General features: G+C 37.6%; 17 protein-coding genes and 1 other annotated feature. Of the genes, 11 read left to right on the plus strand and 6 right to left on the minus strand.

Annotated features, from left to right (window positions below):
- The coding region (locus ACQKOF_RS11180) for an IS3 family transposase (protein ID WP_427556731.1) at positions 1 to 205 on the plus strand (205 nt) is incomplete at its 5' end.
- Positions 206 to 268: 63 nt separating this feature from the next.
- Here ACQKOF_RS11180 and ACQKOF_RS11185 read toward each other — a convergent pair.
- Both ACQKOF_RS11185 and ACQKOF_RS11190 read right to left on the minus strand, forming a co-directional pair.
- A complete protein-coding gene (locus tag ACQKOF_RS11185; protein WP_427556734.1) occupies positions 269 to 1,126 on the minus strand; it encodes a DegV family protein in 858 nt (285 codons plus the stop codon).
- Positions 1,127 to 1,697: 571 nt separating this feature from the next.
- Positions 1,698 to 2,507, minus strand: coding sequence for a Cof-type HAD-IIB family hydrolase (locus ACQKOF_RS11190; RefSeq protein WP_427556737.1), 810 nt, complete (start codon positions 2,505 to 2,507; stop codon positions 1,698 to 1,700).
- Positions 2,508 to 2,628: 121 nt separating this feature from the next.
- Between ACQKOF_RS11190 and ACQKOF_RS11195 the strand changes: the two genes are divergently transcribed.
- Both ACQKOF_RS11195 and ACQKOF_RS11200 read left to right on the plus strand, forming a co-directional pair.
- Positions 2,629 to 3,393, plus strand: coding sequence for a prolyl oligopeptidase family serine peptidase (locus ACQKOF_RS11195; RefSeq protein WP_427556739.1), 765 nt, complete (start codon positions 2,629 to 2,631; stop codon positions 3,391 to 3,393).
- A gap of 53 nt (positions 3,394 to 3,446) precedes the next feature.
- Positions 3,447 to 3,755, plus strand: coding sequence for a metal-sulfur cluster assembly factor (locus ACQKOF_RS11200; protein WP_427556742.1), 309 nt, complete (start codon positions 3,447 to 3,449; stop codon positions 3,753 to 3,755).
- Positions 3,756 to 3,821: 66 nt separating this feature from the next.
- Here ACQKOF_RS11200 and ACQKOF_RS11205 read toward each other — a convergent pair whose 3' ends face one another.
- On the minus strand, positions 3,822 to 4,508 hold the full coding sequence (locus tag ACQKOF_RS11205) for a Crp/Fnr family transcriptional regulator (protein ID WP_427556744.1): 687 nt from the start codon (positions 4,506 to 4,508) through the stop codon (positions 3,822 to 3,824).
- A 273-nt stretch (positions 4,509 to 4,781) separates the two neighbouring features.
- On the opposite strand from ACQKOF_RS11205, the gene ACQKOF_RS11210 reads away from it, so the two are divergent.
- Complete coding sequence (locus ACQKOF_RS11210; RefSeq protein ID WP_427556747.1) at positions 4,782 to 6,908, plus strand: ATP-dependent Clp protease ATP-binding subunit; 2,127 nt, start codon at positions 4,782 to 4,784, stop codon at positions 6,906 to 6,908.
- 49 nt (positions 6,909 to 6,957) lie between these two features.
- Here the strand turns inward: ACQKOF_RS11210 and ACQKOF_RS11215 are convergent, their stop codons facing one another.
- On the minus strand, positions 6,958 to 7,152 hold the full coding sequence (locus tag ACQKOF_RS11215) for a YjzD family protein (protein WP_370045201.1): 195 nt from the start codon (positions 7,150 to 7,152) through the stop codon (positions 6,958 to 6,960).
- Positions 7,153 to 7,552: 400 nt separating this feature from the next.
- On the opposite strand from ACQKOF_RS11215, the gene ACQKOF_RS11220 reads away from it, so the two are divergent.
- The 3 genes from ACQKOF_RS11220 to fabF all read left to right on the plus strand — a co-directional run bounded on the left by ACQKOF_RS11220 (position 7,553) and on the right by fabF (position 10,931).
- Positions 7,553 to 7,924: a hypothetical protein gene (locus ACQKOF_RS11220; protein WP_427556750.1), complete on the plus strand. Its 372-nt coding sequence runs from the start codon at positions 7,553 to 7,555 to the stop codon at positions 7,922 to 7,924.
- A 795-nt stretch (positions 7,925 to 8,719) separates the two neighbouring features.
- Positions 8,720 to 9,658: a beta-ketoacyl-ACP synthase III gene (locus ACQKOF_RS11225; protein WP_427556753.1), complete on the plus strand. Its 939-nt coding sequence runs from the start codon at positions 8,720 to 8,722 to the stop codon at positions 9,656 to 9,658.
- Between the two features lie 31 nt (positions 9,659 to 9,689).
- Positions 9,690 to 10,931, plus strand: a complete 1,242-nt coding sequence (gene fabF, locus ACQKOF_RS11230; RefSeq protein WP_427556756.1) for a beta-ketoacyl-ACP synthase II — start codon at positions 9,690 to 9,692, stop codon at positions 10,929 to 10,931.
- 94 nt (positions 10,932 to 11,025) lie between these two features.
- On the opposite strand, the gene ACQKOF_RS11235 is transcribed toward fabF, so the two are convergent.
- Entirely contained in the window at positions 11,026 to 11,406 is a 381-nt protein-coding gene (locus ACQKOF_RS11235; protein WP_427556759.1) for a hypothetical protein, read from the minus strand.
- Positions 11,407 to 11,641: 235 nt separating this feature from the next.
- Between ACQKOF_RS11235 and ACQKOF_RS11240 the strand changes: the two genes are divergently transcribed.
- Positions 11,642 to 11,872, plus strand: a complete 231-nt coding sequence (locus tag ACQKOF_RS11240; RefSeq protein WP_427556762.1) for a hypothetical protein — start codon at positions 11,642 to 11,644, stop codon at positions 11,870 to 11,872.
- A 75-nt stretch (positions 11,873 to 11,947) separates the two neighbouring features.
- On the opposite strand, the gene trpS is transcribed toward ACQKOF_RS11240, so the two are convergent.
- The gene (gene trpS, locus ACQKOF_RS11245) at positions 11,948 to 12,937 is read right to left on the minus strand and encodes a tryptophan--tRNA ligase (RefSeq protein ID WP_427556764.1); all 990 of its coding nucleotides are present in this window, start codon (positions 12,935 to 12,937) and stop codon (positions 11,948 to 11,950) included.
- Positions 12,938 to 13,368: 431 nt separating this feature from the next.
- Positions 13,369 to 13,602, minus strand: a binding site (T-box leader).
- A gap of 607 nt (positions 13,603 to 14,209) precedes the next feature.
- Here trpS and spxA point away from each other — a divergent pair.
- The 3 genes from spxA (at position 14,210) to ACQKOF_RS11260 (ending at position 17,031) form a co-directional block, all read left to right on the plus strand.
- Positions 14,210 to 14,605 carry a transcriptional regulator SpxA gene (gene spxA, locus ACQKOF_RS11250; RefSeq protein WP_024362527.1) on the plus strand — a complete coding sequence of 132 codons (396 nt, stop codon included), beginning with the start codon at positions 14,210 to 14,212 and terminating at the stop codon, positions 14,603 to 14,605.
- A 434-nt stretch (positions 14,606 to 15,039) separates the two neighbouring features.
- Positions 15,040 to 15,708, plus strand: a complete 669-nt coding sequence (gene mecA, locus ACQKOF_RS11255) for an adaptor protein MecA (protein WP_427556767.1) — start codon at positions 15,040 to 15,042, stop codon at positions 15,706 to 15,708.
- A gap of 207 nt (positions 15,709 to 15,915) precedes the next feature.
- Positions 15,916 to 17,031, plus strand: a complete 1,116-nt coding sequence (locus ACQKOF_RS11260) for a competence protein CoiA (protein ID WP_427556770.1) — start codon at positions 15,916 to 15,918, stop codon at positions 17,029 to 17,031.
- The last annotated feature ends 35 nt before the right edge of the window (positions 17,032 to 17,066 follow it).

Below are 17,066 nucleotides of genomic sequence, written 5' to 3' on the forward strand. Positions count from 1 at the left end.
AGGAAATTGTTACGACAACTCTGTCATGGAGAATTTCTTTGGAATTATGAAATCTGAATTCCTTTACATGAGGGAATTTGAAAGTATAGAGCATTATAAAATAGAATTAGAAAAATATATAAATTACTATAATACGAAACGGATTAAGGCAAAATTAAAAACGAGTCCGGTGCAATACCGAACTCGTTTTACCCAAGCTGCCTAATGAATAACCGTGTCTAACTTTTAGGGGTCACTTCAAACACTTTTAAGTGCGGAGGGGGTTTTGTTAAGCTTGATAGCTTTTATTCGTAAAGAAGATGGCAATTGTACCTGGTCCTACATGCGAGCCGATAGCTGAACCGATCATTGTTACTTGAATGGCTCTTGGTGAAAATTTTTCTTGGATAGAGGCCTTTACTTCGTTGGCAAAGTTCGCATCATCACTATGGCTAATACCAACAATTTTATCAGAAAAATTATCACCGCGCTCCTGCATTAAATCTAACATGCGAGCGATGGCTTTTTTGCGTCCGCGAGATTTTTCAATCGGCACAAGCTTACCATCCTCTACATTTAAAATAGGTTTAATGCTTAGGAGTCCTCCAAGAAATGCGCTTGCCTTTGATACACGCCCACCTTTAGCGAGGTAATCTAAATCCTCTACCGTAAATAAGTGCTCCATTTGTGGGGTAAGTGCTGTAATTTTTGCTTCGATTTCCTCTAATGAAGCACCTGCATTTCGGAGTCGAACGGCTTCTACTACTACTAGACCAAAACCTAGCGAAGCACATTTTGAATCGATGATAGCCAATTTAAGGGATGGATATTGCTCCTGTACTTGATTGCGAATCATGACCGCAGTATTATAGGTGCCTGATAATTCCGAAGAAAAGGCAATGTAAATTCCTTCTTCTTCATTTTTCGCTAGATTTTCGAAATGCTTGAGAAAAAGCTCTGGTGATACTTGGGATGTCTTTGGGCGAGCACCTTGGCGAATAGCATCGTAAATTTCTTTGGAATCAATCGAAATCACATCATCATATTCGTTATTGTTCAATTGCACTCGTAGTGGAAGAAGTTCAATATTGCTTTCTTCGTAGTAAGACTTTGGTAAATCACATCCACTATCAGTAAAAATTTTCATCATTTGTCCCCCTAATTTAACGTTCTTTTAACTCTATATGAGAAGTTTTCAAATACCTATACTACATAATAGGTGAACAAGTGTCGAGCTTTCACTTTCCACTCTATATTTCTAAATAAATGTTATATAGATATATTACCATATCGAGTTTCATTATAATTGCAACCCAGTAATAGTGATTGCGGGAGTACAATTCTTCATCAGTATATATTTTTTATTTTAACTAAATTAAGTTAAACTGTAAAAAAATGAGCTTATCACCATAACGTGTAGTTGATTTCCGTTCCGATCGGGCGCTTTGTTGCTGACGCTTCGCTTTCGCACAGAGCAAAGCTTCCTGGGGGCGTCGGGCAACAAATTTTTTCTGTGCTAACGTAGCGACAGCAATAGGATGTTGGTCACGAAGGCGTTATCACAGGACGTGATGGTTTTAGCCTTCGTTCCTCTATTGCTAATCCCCAAGGAGTCGCTCAGTCTCCACTCCAATCAGCTTTCATACATCGTATATGTTTTAACAAATGTCATCCACAACATTTGATGATAATGCAAAAAATGGGATATCATTACTTAACTAGGATAATTTCAAGCGTTCGATGAGTATTTTAGCGATTCCATCGTCATTATTGGTTGTCGTAATTTCATTGGCAATATTTTTTAACGAAGGAATGCCATTGCCCATTGCTACACCAATGCCAGCATAATCAATCATTTCTAAATCGTTATCTTCATCACCGAATGCAATAATACGCTCGCGAGGGATACCTAAATCTTTTGCTACATGAGCGATTCCCACTGCTTTATTTAAGCCACGGCGAACAATTTCAATAATGTGAAGAGGCGCACCCCAGCGACGATGTTCAATGACCTCTGCATGAACAGCCTGTAAATGATCACGAATAATCATTGAATTTACTTCGTTAGCTTGAATTAGTAAACTAGTTGGGTTATCAAGTAAATGTGTATAGAGATCCCCAAGAGTAATTTTTGGATTCCCCATATTAAAAATATTTAATATCCGTTCATCCTCTGTATGCACATAAATATCGTCTTTAACCTCCGCAATAATATTTTCATATTCATAGCTATTGATGGATTCGACGACATTATGCACTACGCCTAAATCAATAGGAGTATGCATAGTCTGCCAAGCAGCATTTTTTGGGTGGTGGACGTAGGCACCATTAAAATTCACGATGGGCGTTGTAAGGCCAAGCTCGTGATAGTATATATCACTCGCACGATAAGGACGACCTGTAGCAATCATAACTTGATGTCCTTGTTCCTTTGCCTGCAATAATGTTTTTTTAGTGTTGGCTGAAATTTGTTGTTGGTCCGTTAATAACGTACCATCTAAATCTAAAACGATTAAATGCGGTTTCATAGCTTATTGCCCCTTTCCTATAATTTGAATAGTATCGCTTTGTAAACCATTCGTCAAAATTTTGTCACATGGAGAAAAGTTTGCTAACATAAAGACGAGACAAAAGTTGGGAGTGACAAAGATGATTGTTGAGAAAGAATTTTGGGGAAATATTCCTTTATTACATATACATACAGAAAATATGAATGAAAAAACCCCAGTAGTGATTTTTTTACATGGCTTTATGAGTGCAAAAGAACATAACTTACATTATGCATATCAATTAGTAGGCAACGGGGTGCGTGTCCTATTACCAGATGCAAAATTACATGGTGACCGTAGTGAAGGCCTATCTGAGATGAAAATGAGCTTACATTTTTGGGATATTGTTTTAAATTCTATTCATGAAGTTGAACAATTATATAAAGAATTAAAGAATAAAAAATTATTAGTGAATGATAACATTGGCGTTGCTGGTACATCGATGGGTGGAATTGTAACATCAGGCTGTTTAAAGCAATATGATTGGATCAAAACAGCAGCAGTATGCATGGGTGCACCTGGGTTTCTTAAATTAGCGGAGTATCAATTACAGCAATTCGCTAAAAGCGGTGTGAATTGGCCAATGTCCGAAGAAGAAGTACAACAAACGAATGAGCTTCTAGCTAAATATGATGTCAGCCTAACACCAGAAAAATTCGCAGGACGACCTGTGTTATTTTGGCATGGGGAATTAGATAAAACCGTTCCTTTTAATGAAACGTATAATTTTTATTTAACTTTACGCAAATATTATGAAACAAATCCAGAAGACTTAAAATTCTTAGCTAATAAAAGAGCGGGCCATGCTGTATCACGAGACGGTATGTTAGCAGCAACTGAATGGCTTGCACAGCATTTGGCATAATAAGATGCATCTGCTATGATTAAGTTAACACTGTGACGGAAGGAGAAATACAAATGGATCAAGATATGAAAGACAGCATGTTCGGTGCATTAGAAAATGTAATTGACCCTGAGCTTGGTATTGATATCGTCAACTTAGGTTTAGTATATGATGTAGAGTTAGATGAAGAAGGTGTAGCAATCGTTACAATGACGCTAACGTCTATGGGCTGCCCAATGGGACCTGTGATTGTTGATCAAGTGAACACAGCATTAGGTGAGCTTCCAGAGGTAAAAAGTACAAATGTCAACATTGTATGGAATCCACCGTGGTCAAAAGATAAAATGTCACGCTATGCAAAAATGGCATTAGGTGTACGCTAAGTCCACTTAAAACACAATAAAAAATCCCCGCTTGCAACAGTAAGCGGGGATTTTGCGTGTAGCGTATTAATCGATACGACATATTTGTAACGGACAATTCTCACAAGCGATTTCATCCTTTAAAAATTGTAGATCGTGAATGGTAATATAACCTTTTTCGAACGATATGATATTGTGCTTCTTTAAGTCATTAAGCATGCGATTAATCATCTCTCTACTCGTCGCACATAAATTAGCGATTTCTGTATTTGTTAACGGTAAGTCAATATAAATAGTGTCATTTTCTAAAGGATTACCATAAGTATTCGAAAGACGGATGAGTGTTGAAAATAAAGCGCCCTTTTTACCATTTAAAACTAAATCGCGCAAACGACTTTGATGCTTTAAATTTTCTGTTTGCAACCACTTCATATATTCCACCATTAAATCGGGTTGTTCCACTAGTAAAAGTTCCAATGATTCACGGCTTAGAACATATAAACTGGAGGGCTCTAATACTTTAGCAGTCATGGAATTATACGTAAGGTTACAAAATAATGAGCCTTCTCCAATAATACTATCTGGACCACAAATACGAATGGTTAGTTCCTTCCCATTCTCCGTTTCCTGACTAATCGAGATAGCTCCTGTTTTTATATAATAAATTTCTTTCGCACGTTCGCCCTCTAAAAAAATTTTACTATCCTTATTTACTTTAATAAAAACACCGTGCTTTTGAAAAAGATTGTGAAATTTCTCTTGCATGTTGCCCATTATAACCATATCTCCAACACATCGCTTTCTTTTTGTAAAAATATCTAATAATTACAAAAGGATGGTGAACAATTTCGATACTAAATCTAAGAAACATAGTTTTATTATAACGTAATTTTCCAGTTATAAGGGGAGGAATTTTAGGGCTAATTCTTTGCTAAGGTTTGTCGTATGTTGTAAAATAAAGTTAGTCAAAAAAGGTCAAACATTTTTCGTGAAACAGAATGGCAAACGGGATTCCGCTTAACATTATTGAAAAGGAGTGTGCTAAATATGCAATTTCAACAATCAAATGACAAAAAACCATTAGAACAATTTGGGCGTAATTTAATAGATGAAGTAAAAAACGGTAAAATGGATCCGGTAATCGGCCGTGATGAAGAAATTCGTAATGTCATTCGTATTTTAACACGCAAAACGAAAAATAACCCTGTCTTAATAGGTGAGCCGGGGGTTGGTAAAACAGCTATTGTAGAAGGGTTAGCCCAACGTATAGTAAAGGGCGATGTTCCTGAGGGGTTAAAGGACTGTGTACTGTATGAGTTGGATATGAGTGCCTTAATAGCAGGTGCTAGTTATCGTGGCCAATTTGAAGAGCGCTTAAAAGGTGTTTTAAAAGAAGTAAAAGAATCAGAGGGGCGCATTATTTTATTTATCGATGAAATTCATACAATTGTTGGTGCAGGCAAAACGGATGGTGCAATGGACGCGGGGAATATGCTAAAGCCAATGCTTGCACGAGGTGAGCTACATTGTATCGGGGCTACAACATTAGATGAATATCGTATGTATATAGAAAAAGATCCTGCTTTAGAGCGTCGTTTCCAACAAGTGCTTGTACGTGAGCCATCTATTGAAGATACAGTTTCCATTTTACGAGGCTTGAAAGAGCGCTTTGAATTACATCATGCAGTACGTATTCATGACCGTGCGATCGTAGCAGCAGCAGAGCTTTCAAATCGCTATATTACAGAGCGTTTCCTGCCAGATAAGGCCATTGATTTAATCGATGAAGCATGTGCGATGATTCGAACAGAAATTGATTCCATGCCACAGGAATTGGATGCAGTAACGCGCCGTATTATGCAGCTGGAGATTGAGGAGCAAGCGTTACGTAAGGAAAAGGACGAGGCAAGTAAAAAACGTCTAGAGCAGCTCAGTGAGGAATTATCGAAGCTGAAAGAATCCTCAGGGGATATGCGTAAACAATGGGAAACCGAAAAAGAAGCGTTACACGGCATTCAGAAAAAACGTGAAAAACTTGATAAATACCGTCGTGACTTAGATGAAGCAGAAAGTAAATATGATTTAAATAAAGCAGCCGAGCTACGTCATGGGAAAATTCCTACACTTGAAAAGGAAATTCAAGAGATGGAAAAACAATTAGAGAATGGTACGGAATCACGTATTTTACGTGAAGAGGTAACAGCTGATGAAATCGCATCTATTGTTTCACGCTGGACAGGCATACCAGTGATGAAATTAGTAGAAGGTGAGCGTGAAAAATTATTGCGCTTAAAAGATACATTGCATGAGCGTGTAGTCGGACAGGATAATGCTGTACAGCTTGTCACAGAAGCGGTATGGCGTGCTCGAGCTGGTATCAAAGACCCGCAACGACCAATTGGTAGCTTTTTATTCCTAGGGCCAACAGGTGTTGGTAAAACAGAGCTTGCGAAGGCACTAGCGGCACAGCTGTTTGATTCTGAGGACCATTTTATTCGCATTGATATGAGTGAATATATGGAGAAACATAGTGTATCACGTCTTGTAGGGGCACCTCCAGGCTATATTGGCTATGAAGAAGGTGGACAATTAACAGAGGCTGTTCGCCGAAATCCATATTCAGTTGTATTATTAGATGAAATTGAAAAGGCCCACCCTGATGTTGCGAATATTTTACTGCAAATTTTGGATGATGGACGCATTACGGATAGCCAAGGTCGTATGGTCAACTTTACCAACACAGTGGTCATTTTAACTTCTAACATTGGCTCAAGCTATTTAATGGAAGCAAAAGAAGACGATGTTGCAGTTGAGGATTTAGTGATGGCTGCACTGCGTCAACACTTTAAACCAGAGCTGTTAAACCGTATGGATGATATTATTATGTTCCATGCATTATCAGATGAACACTTTACTGCGATTGCTTGGAAATATGTCGAACAGCTTGTCAAACGAGTTGCAGAGCAAGACATTACTTTACAAGTAGAACAAAATGTAATTGATTGGGTTGTAGAACAAGGAGCAGATGCTCAGTTTGGTGCAAGACCACTAAAACGCTTCGTGCAGCGTTATATTGAAACTGCGGTTGCAAAAGAATTACTTCGAGGTGAAGTATTACCAGGAGAAACATTGCACATTAGAATGCATGATGGACAATTTGTCGTTGAAAAATAACAAAAAAAACCTGTTCCGCATTGAGCGAAACAGGTTTTTTCTAGTTGAATTAATGATTGTCTGCAGCTTCTGGAGTTGACTCGTTTGGAATAACTGCACCGATGATGAAAACAAGAATTGTAAATACAACTGATGTGACAACAGCAGTTTGGAAATCAAACGTTGTACCAAGTACAGAGCTTACTACGTAGTTTAACATTGAAACTAGTAGGAATGACCATATGAATGTTACGATATATTGCATTAATTTCACCTCAACCGAACTTTTTTATATCATTATCATATCATAACATAAATCGAAAAAAAAAGAACCTTTTCTGTGAAACATGGCGAATTTGTCACAACGATAACCTTGCTTTTGTACTTTCAGGCAATTTCAGTAGGAGCGGCGAAATTCGAAGACATCGCAAATGCTGATTGCTAGGGAGTGTCCATGGTCGTTTAAATCTAAGGAGAAGTCGTTCTATTAGTAGTCTAGTCGATTAAGGCAAAAAGCGTTAATTTTAATTCATCTTGCCCTGTTCTTCATTATGAGTTTGAAGAGTTATTCTTGAGAGGTAGTTTTAAAATCTTCAACGAAACTTCTCACTTCTATTTCCGTAGAAATAATTGGGAATATAATAAGAGTTATGGGTGAAAAGAGAATGAGAGATTTTTTAAAAGAAATTATTAAAGAAGTTAAAAGGCAACTAACAAACGAACAACCATCAATTGAGAACATTTTAGATGGCAAAATATTCGATTGGTTCATACCTATTTTCGATTGCCTACTGTTTCCGGAAGTGTATCTTTTCTTAGCTTCTACATTAATGTGGAAAATGATTTTTTCATTATTGTTGGCAGGTATGATTATTATCGTTGTTTTAATGATTGAAAAAGTTCTAGAGAAAAAGATTAGTAAAGAAAAGGTTGAAGTATTGGATAAAAAATTAGCATGGTTCATACTCGCTCCAATTTTATTTTATGGAGTAAAAGGGTTAGCATATGGCTATCTATTATTCAAACCAATGTTGTAGTTCTAAGCTATCTCATACCGAGGTGGCTTATTGGGGTCATCTGTGCGTTGGTTATTTTTAATTTGAAACTTTTTTACGTACCATACGTATTATAACTAGACAATTCGAATTGATAGAACTGAAAAAAGGGAGAAATGAATTTTGAACCATTGAATGAAACAATTACTTTTTGTGATTTACTTGATTACCTTTGCGGATGCGTATTACTCTACGTTGTTTATTGAACCAAAAACACCACCGCAACACCAGACGATTAAAGCGTCAGCCATTACGTTGACACAACTACGGTAGCAAACCTAACAAAAAGAAACGTACAACATGTCGTTTGAAACCTTCTGTGCTGCAACCCATCAAGCGATTTCTTCAGATCACTAAGTGTTCCAAAGAGAACGCGATCCTTAACGACCTATTAGAGAATAGATTGGACGTACGCAGATTCATGCGAGAGCCACCTTTCATCTTTTTACGATATCGACTTTTACGTTGTTGATAATATATGTTAGCAATTGTTAGGATAAAGCTGCAGATCTATTTGCAGCTTTTTTTCATTAACCGCCATTATTAAATTTTTCAGCCTCACTTATCCCCCGAAATACGCTTTTTCTTGCATCAGCTCTAAAAGTTGGAGATGACATTTGTTAAATTGTATGCCATGTATATAAGTTGCTTGGAGACCCTTAATATTACTAGTTTTAAGATGTTAAATTTAATTCATCTTGCACCTCTCCTTCATTATGAGTTATAATTATGACCAGTTACTAATAATTGATAGTAAGAAAGCAGAGGGGTTGCTAAATGAACGCTGGTATTATAGGAATTGGCAAATACGTTCCGGAGAAAGTCGTAACAAATTTTGATTTAGAAAAAATTATGGACACTTCGGATGAATGGATTCGAACTCGCACAGGGATTGAAGAACGCCACTTTGCCGCAGATGACCAAGAAACTTCAGATTTAGCAGTAGCTGCAGCAAAAGAGGCTATTGCAAAAGCAGGTATTACACCAGAGGAAATAGGCTTAATACTTGTAGCAACAGTAACACAAGATCAAACGTTTCCAAGTGTAGCATGTATGGTTCAGGAGCAAATTGGAGCAGTGAATGCAGCTGCGATGGACCAAGCGGCTGCATGTGCAGGATTTATATATAGTTTAGTGACAGCAAAGCAATTTGTAGAATCAAATACTTATAAATATGTCTTAGTAGTAGGTGTTGAAAAGCTGTCGAAAGTACTTGATTGGGAAGATCGTAATACCGCTGTGTTATTCGGTGACGGTGCAAGTGCAGCAGTTGTTGGTCCAGTATCAGAAGGTAGAGGTATTTTATCATTTGAGCTTGGAGCTGACGGTACAGGTGGAAAGAATTTGTATTTAACACAGCAGGACACAATCGCTATGAATGGCCGTGAAGTATTTAAGTTTGCAGTTCGTCAAATGGGTGAATCTGCAGTAAACGTATTAGAAAAAGCGGGTTTAACAAAAGAAGACGTAGATTTTTTAGTGCCGCATCAGGCGAATATTCGAATTATGGAATCTGCTCGTGAGCGTCTAGAACTACCACCGGAAAAAATGTCGAAAACGATTCACAAATATGGTAATACGTCGGCAGCGTCTATTGGTATTTCCTTGGTAGATGAGCTTGAGGCAGGTAAGATTAAAGATGATGATTTATTAGTACTTGTTGGATTTGGCGGTGGCTTAACATGGGGTGCCGTTACAATTAGATGGGGAAAATAAAAAACGAAAAATGCTTGAGGGGAGTAAGACAATGAGTAAACGACGAGTAGTAATTACAGGAATTGGCGCAGTTACACCACTAGGAAATAGCATCGAAGAAACATGGACTAACATTAAAGCAGGAAAATCTGGCGTTGGCGAGTTAACACGTTTAAATAAAGATCTTTTCGCAGCAAAAATTGCCGCTGAAGTGAAAGACTTCAATATTGAAAAGTATATTGAACGTAAAGAAGCTCGTAAAATGGATCGCTTTACACAGTATGCCTTAGCAGCGTCCATCATGGCGATGGAAGATGCACAATTAACAATCGATGAAGAGCTAGCACCACGTGCAGGTGTCTGGATTGGCTCTGGAATCGGTGGGATGGAAACATATGAACAACAGTTTTTAACTTTCCAAGAGCGTGGAGCAAGACGTGTAAGTCCATTCTTTATTCCAATGATGATTCCGGATATGGCTTCAGGCCAAGTGTCGATTCACTTTGGGGCAAAGGGCATTAACTCTTGTTCAGTAACGGCTTGTGCTTCAGGAACAAACTCCATTGGGGATGCTTTTAAAGTAATTGAACGTGGCGATGCAGATGTTATGATTTCTGGTGGTGCTGAGTCGCCAATCGTTACGATGGCAGTAGCAGGCTTCTGCGCAAATACTGCATTATCTTTAAATACAGATCCAGAAACAGCTTGCCGTCCATTCGATAAGAATCGCGATGGTTTCATCATCGGTGAAGGTGCGGGTATTGTTATTTTGGAAGAGTATGAGCATGCAAAAGCACGCGGTGCAAAAATCTACGCAGAAGTTCTTGGCTATGGTGCAACAGGGGATGCACATCATATTACAGCTCCAGCTCCAGAAGGAGAAGGTGCTTCTCGTGCAATGATGCAAGCTTTAACTGATGGTGGCGTAGAAGCTTCTCAAGTAGACTATATTAACGCACATGGAACAAGTACACCTTATAATGATTTATTTGAAACACAGGCAGTAAAAACAGTCTTTGGTGAACATGCCTATAAGCTTGCAATGAGTTCTACAAAATCAATGACAGGTCACTTATTAGGTGCAGCTGGTGGTGTTGAAGCTATTTTCACGGCGCTAGCACTTAAAGAAGGCATTTTACCACCGACAATTAATTTAACAGATCCAGATCCAGATTGTGATTTAGATTATGTACCGCATGAAGCTCGAACAGCAGAGATTAAATATGCTATGAGTAACTCACTTGGGTTTGGTGGACATAACGCTAGTCTACTATTCAAAAAAATCGAGGAATAATAAAGTAAAACTTTAATCAGTGGGGGTTTCTTTATCCCCACTGTTTTTTTGTCTTTACCAATCGGGGCTTTACGGGCAGTTAATTAAGGTGTCATCATATTAAATAAAATAAGGCTTTTCCGCAAAACGAGGGGGTGATTTCCGTTCCGACTGGGCGCTTTGTCGCTGACGCTTCGCTTTCGCTACAGAAAACATTTGTTGCTGACGCTTCGCTTTCGCTACAGAAAACATTTGTTGCTGACACTTCGCTTTCGCACAGATAAAACATTTGTTGCTGACGCTTCGCTTTCGCACAGAGCAAAGCTTCCTGGGGGCGTCCGATGAGCCGCTTCACTCGCGATGCTCGCTCCAGGTCTCGGGCCAACAGATGTTTTTTGCGCGAAAGCGAAGCGGCAGCAGCACCGATGTTGGTCACGAAGGCGTTATCACAGGACGTGATGGTTTTAGCCTTCGTTCCTCTATCGCTGATCCCCAAGGAGTCGCCCAGTCTCCACTCCAATCAACCGTTCTGCAGCAAAAACGTCTTTATATGCAGAAACATAGTGGCAGTAACAACAGATGTACAATCAATTCACTGTTACAAGTCTATTCTGTTCGATTAGTCTTTCAATAACATAAAAAAACGTCAGCCTAATTTACGTGGCTGACGTCTTTTTTTATAGTTTTGTGAATAGATGATAATTAAGAAGAAAAAGAAAGGATGCTTTATCTTGTTCCGACTCTTTTTATTTTTAATGAGCTACGGCTTATTGATTCTCTCCGTTGGGAATCTCATATTGTATTTGAATTATCGAACACTTGGATATTCCTGGATAGTTGTTTTTAAATTCATGGCACATACATCAGCATTTTATATGGCAATTGGATCAGTCATTGTGTTATGCGCTGTTGTGCTTGATCTTGGTTATGATAAAACTTTAAACGAAAAAGAGAAGATGTAACTCGTTAATTACCCTCTTTTTGGCCAAGCTTCATTCACATAGGGACATCAATCCCGAGATGATGAAGTTTTCTTTTTAGCGACGTGCACGACCAAGGCCCATTGCTTTTTCCATGCGTTTTAATGTAGCACTTGCAATGGCATTTGCTTTTTCGGCACCTTCATCTAAAATAATATCTAACTCCGAAGATTCTACCAAATTATAGAATTTTTCTTGAATTGGTGTCAGGTGATCAATAACTGCTGCTGCAACACCTTGTTTGAAACCACCATAGCCAACGCCTTCATATTTTTTTACAAGATCATCAATAGATACGCCTGAAATGGCAGACTCGATTGTTAGTAAATTAGAAACACCAGGTTTATTTTCCACATCAAAGGCCACAATACCATCAGAGTCAGTAACAGCTGACTTAATTTTTTTCTCAATATCTTTCGCTGAATCTAAAAGCTTGATTGTCGCTTTTGTATTTGGATCAGATTTACTCATTTTCTTTGCTGGTTCTTGTAGTGATTTGATACGAGCCCCTGCTTTTGGTAATTGAATTTCAGGAATCGTTAAAACGTCACCATAACGTTTGTTAAAGCGCTCTGCTAGATCACGAGTCAGCTCAATATGCTGCTTCTGATCATCACCGACAGGCACAATGTTTGTGTTATATAAAAGAATGTCTGCTGCCATTAGTGGTGGATATGTTAAAAGAGCGGCAGATACGCTTTCTTTACCGTGAGATTTATCCTTGAACTGTGTCATACGTTCAAGCTCACCAATCGATGCGACACATTGTAGCATCCAGCCTGCCTGTGCATGAGCTGGCACTTCTGATTGAATAAATAATGTAGATTTTTTAGGATCGATACCAGTAGCAATATACGTAGCTGCAAGGTTGCGAATATTTTGACGTAATTCCTTTGGATCTTGTGCCACTGTTATTGCATGCTGATCGACGATACAATAAACAGCATCTCCTTCATCTTGTAATGCAGGGAATTGCTTAAATGCACCTAAATAGTTCCCTAGAGTTACAATACCTGTTGGCTGTACGCCTGAAAAAATAGTTGTCATTGTCATTTCCTCCTTGAATTTTGTTACCTCAGCTAGTCTTTACATAAGATTAACTTATTTCAGCGGGTGTACAAACCCCGCTGAAATAGAAGAACTCAGTCTAAGAACGCCACGTCCTGTGGCAACGACTGAGTGACCAACATTATGTTGCTGCCGCTGCGTTACCACTACGCTTTCGCACAAAAGACATCTGTTGGCCTAAGCCTCCGGCGGATGTCACGGAAATCGGAAAGGAGTGCTTAGAGGATGTTAGCCTAAAATCATCGCAGCCATGCGATAACGGCTAACTGACCTGCATCACGCAGGCCTAAGCACAAAGCCGATTCCGGACGCATTGTTTATCTGTGCGAAAGCGAAGCGACAGCAACAATTATGCCGAGGCATAATTGATCCAAAATAAAAAACATCATGCGTCCTCATTAGTTCTCTAATGAAGGGACGAATGATGTTTGAATCCGCGGTACCACCCAGCTTGCCTAAATAGGCCACTTTACTTCGTAACGTGAAGGGACGAGCTCTGCTAATAGACTTCAGTAAGGAAACTAAGCCGTTCACAAAGCTAACTCGGAAGTCCATTCCAAATGCTTACACGATCTGTTTGCAGCAACCACAGACTCTCTAAACGTGTAAAGTGCAAATGTACTACTCTTCGTCAGCGTTTTTTATTTAGTTCAATAACCGTCTCCATCTGTATAGATGAGGTGAACTCACCAAAGACATAATTGATTGATTGCAAAAAATTATATTATAAAGACTCGGTGAAATGCAAGTGTGTAAAGTCAGACTTTTGGCGGTGTTCTTTCTCGAAAAAAAATTATATGCTATTTGTGCTGCTTTTTTTTATCTATTCAGCATCCCAGGAAAGCGCCCAGTCGGAACGGAAATCAACCAAACGTTATGGTGATGAGCTATTTATTTGAAAATGCAACCAATATTAGTAAATATACGTCTATATTGTACACACTGAACTGACAATATTCTCGTTTGAATTTTTTAAATGAGAACAAAAACAATCAGAAATGAGTGTTTAAAATGCGCTACGAATGGGAATATTATTAGTAGTTCATTAGATATGCTAAGAAGTAAATGCTGCTTTGAAAAGTTATATAAATAAACAGAAAATTTTGTGTGATAAGGTTATTCTTTTTTTATTGGAACTATATTCAAACATCACAGAGTACTGTATAATGGTATGTAGATTACATTACATTAATTCTAATTTAACACACTGGTTTATAGATAATGATTAAATGGAAAGGATGTGTCAGTATGATAGTAACTTTATTTACATCACCAAGTTGTACGTCTTGCCGAAAAGCTAAAGCATGGTTAGAGGAGCATGAAATCCCATATACAGAACGTAATATATTTTCCGAGCCATTAAGCATTAGTGAAATTAAAGAAATTTTGCGTATGACAGAGGATGGTACGGATGAAATTATTTCAACTCGATCAAAGATTTTCCAGAAATTGAATGTTGATGTTGAAAGCTTACCATTACAACGTTTATATGAGTTAATTCAAGAGTATCCAGGTTTATTACGTCGTCCAATCATTTTAGATGAGAAACGTTTACAGGTTGGCTACAACGAGGATGAAATTCGTCGTTTCCTACCTCGTAAGGTTCGTGCTTATCAATTACAAGAAGCACAGCGCATGGTGAACTAATATCTCCGTATTCTGCATAGAATAAGTATTAGATGTTACATATGCAACAAGCATATTGTGACATCTATTTTTTTGTGTTTTACTTAAGTAAAACCTTCTATATAAAGTATAATAAATAATAGGGAAAAGTCATATATTTCCGTAAAGTATGTTAAACTTGATTTTAACTTAATAGTTTACTACAATTTCAATATTCAAATATCTTCTGTGAAACGGTGTATATCCTTTTCATTTTATGACAGAACAGCATACAATATAATTAGAGACAACTGTGGACAATTTAATTTTTGATTCGGTTGCTCGACGGTTTTTCTGTAGTGTGGTCAAAGGTTGAAAAACAAAAACTGAGTATGAGGTTAAAAACAATGAATAAAAGCATACTAATGAAACAAAACTGTTTTTCGACAAATGACAGTGAAGGGAGATGAGGTCTAGTGGACATCGAACGTGTAAACGAAAATACACTCAAGCTCTTTATTACGTACAATGATATAGAGGATCGCGGCTATAGTCGTGAAGAAATTTGGTACAATCGAGCAAAGGGTGAACAACTTTTTTGGGATATGATTGATGAAGTTAACACGGAGGATTACTTTGATGTAGAAGGTCCAATTTGGATTCATATCAATGCGTCTGAAGTTGGCTTAGAAATCATTGTCACACGTGCACATATTTTAAAAGACGGTGAAACCTTAGATGGTTCTTCGCATTTTGATGAACACAAAGAAATGTTTGCCCCATTCGAGGACGTTGGAGAGGATCTTCTCAGTCAACTAACTCAATTTGGTGACTTAGATGAGTCAGAGTTATTTATGGATACAGACATTTATGTTTATAAATTTAAAGATATTGATGAGTTAATCCCTGTAGCGAAACGCATAACAGATGAATTAGTGGATTCCTCATTATTTAAATATGAAAATTGGTACTATTTGGTAGTTGACTTCGCGAACGCAGATGAAGAACTAAATCATCACGATAGAAATGCCGTTATCAAAGAATTTTTATTACCATCGAATTTTACAATCCATCGCTTAGAGGAATATGGCGAAAAAATTATGGAATTTAATTGCTTTGAAACAGTACGAAAATATTTTATTTAAAGTAATAAGTACTTGATTCAGTGACTTAGACTGTAGACAAACTTGGTGATCAACAAGTTTATTTACAGTCTTTTTATTTAAAAGGATCTAGATTGAGGGAAAGTAAAAATTTAAAAGATAGCAATTTTAAAATTTCAGGAAAAAGCCGTTTTTTATTTGTTGCTATAAAAACACTCCTTTACAATTAGTCAAAAAGGAGATGATTTTATGCTTATGGCCTATAACGAGCAGCAACAGATTTTTCTCCCATACCAATATTCAAGGGAAGCTTTACACCGACATAGACGGCAGATGAAATTTTATTGTCCTCAATGCCAACAGCCTGTCCAATTAAAGATAGGTAAATATAATATCCCTCATTTCGCTCATATTGCTAATAATAGCTGTGTACAGTTATTTGCAGAGGGTGAATCAAAACTTCATTTACAAGGAAAAGTCCAATTATTTGAATGGCTGAGAAAACTCGGGCATACAGTAAAGCTGGAGCCTTATTTACGGAAGCTTTCACAACGGCCAGATATGCTTCTGATAAAGGAGCGAAAGCAAATTGCCATTGAATTTCAATGTAGTACAATTTCTCATGAAAAGTGGCTAATGCGCACAGCTGGATATGAGAAAAATTCTATACAGCCATTGTGGCTTTTTCAAACACCTCAAAGACAATCTACACAAGGTATTCAAAAAATTTCTATTTCTCCAATTATGCAAAAGGTGATAATAGCCACAGCACAAGGCTTGGCTTATTTAGTGACCTATGATGCAAACACATCGAGATTTATTTATTGGACGAATCTTCTTCATGTTCATGGGCATACTTTTATAGGTAAAGTACAAGAACTAACTATTCACAAGCAACATTTTCCCTTTTATGAGCCTAGATTAATTTCGAAAGAGGAATTTCATCTTTATTGGCAGCTTTATAAAAAGCATTGTAAGCAATTCGTATATCAACGATTATTTCATAGTAGAGGGGTACAAGATTCATTTTTACGAAGTTGTTATGAATTACGCTTTGCTTTAACTGCTATGCCTGATTACGTAGGTGTTCCGGTAAAAGATGCGGAAGCGATACCGATGTTTTCTATTGAATGGCAAACGAACTTACATCATTTTTGCCGTCGTTTACAATTATCACCTCATGAACTAGACGAGAAAACTATTCGATCGTTTTTAATTCAACAAAATGTAGAGGTTACAAATCAAGCGGTACAAGCTATCGAAAATTATGGTATGGTGCTGGCGAAAAGTTATCAGAATGATTGTTTTCTGGATATTTGTGAGCAAATGTACGCACATTTATTTGCAATTGCCGCAATATACTGAGAAAATATGAGAGTATAGGAAAAACTCACATATAA

Origin of the sequence: Lysinibacillus sp. NPDC093190 (assembly GCF_050280425.1) — a bacterium.
Classification (GTDB): Bacteria; Bacillota; Bacilli; order Bacillales_A; family Planococcaceae; genus Lysinibacillus.

What these genes read in the sequence shown, in the direction of transcription:
- trpS (WP_427556764.1), bottom strand. Translation starts at nt 12,937, where the DNA reads ATGACAACTATTTTTTCAGGCGTACAGCCAACAGGTATTGTAACTCTA.
- ACQKOF_RS11225 (WP_427556753.1), top strand. Translation starts at nt 8,720, where the DNA reads ATGAACGCTGGTATTATAGGAATTGGCAAATACGTTCCGGAGAAAGTC.
- fabF (WP_427556756.1), top strand. Translation starts at nt 9,690, where the DNA reads ATGAGTAAACGACGAGTAGTAATTACAGGAATTGGCGCAGTTACACCA.
- ACQKOF_RS11190 (WP_427556737.1), bottom strand. Translation starts at nt 2,507, where the DNA reads ATGAAACCGCATTTAATCGTTTTAGATTTAGATGGTACGTTATTAACG.
- ACQKOF_RS11200 (WP_427556742.1), top strand. Translation starts at nt 3,447, where the DNA reads ATGGATCAAGATATGAAAGACAGCATGTTCGGTGCATTAGAAAATGTA.
- ACQKOF_RS11195 (WP_427556739.1), top strand. Translation starts at nt 2,629, where the DNA reads ATGATTGTTGAGAAAGAATTTTGGGGAAATATTCCTTTATTACATATA.
- ACQKOF_RS11260 (WP_427556770.1), top strand. Translation starts at nt 15,916, where the DNA reads ATGCTTATGGCCTATAACGAGCAGCAACAGATTTTTCTCCCATACCAA.
- ACQKOF_RS11205 (WP_427556744.1), bottom strand. Translation starts at nt 4,508, where the DNA reads ATGGGCAACATGCAAGAGAAATTTCACAATCTTTTTCAAAAGCACGGT.
- ACQKOF_RS11210 (WP_427556747.1), top strand. Translation starts at nt 4,782, where the DNA reads ATGCAATTTCAACAATCAAATGACAAAAAACCATTAGAACAATTTGGG.
- ACQKOF_RS11215 (WP_370045201.1), bottom strand. Translation starts at nt 7,152, where the DNA reads ATGCAATATATCGTAACATTCATATGGTCATTCCTACTAGTTTCAATG.
- ACQKOF_RS11220 (WP_427556750.1), top strand. Translation starts at nt 7,553, where the DNA reads ATGAGAGATTTTTTAAAAGAAATTATTAAAGAAGTTAAAAGGCAACTA.
- ACQKOF_RS11185 (WP_427556734.1), bottom strand. Translation starts at nt 1,126, where the DNA reads ATGAAAATTTTTACTGATAGTGGATGTGATTTACCAAAGTCTTACTAC.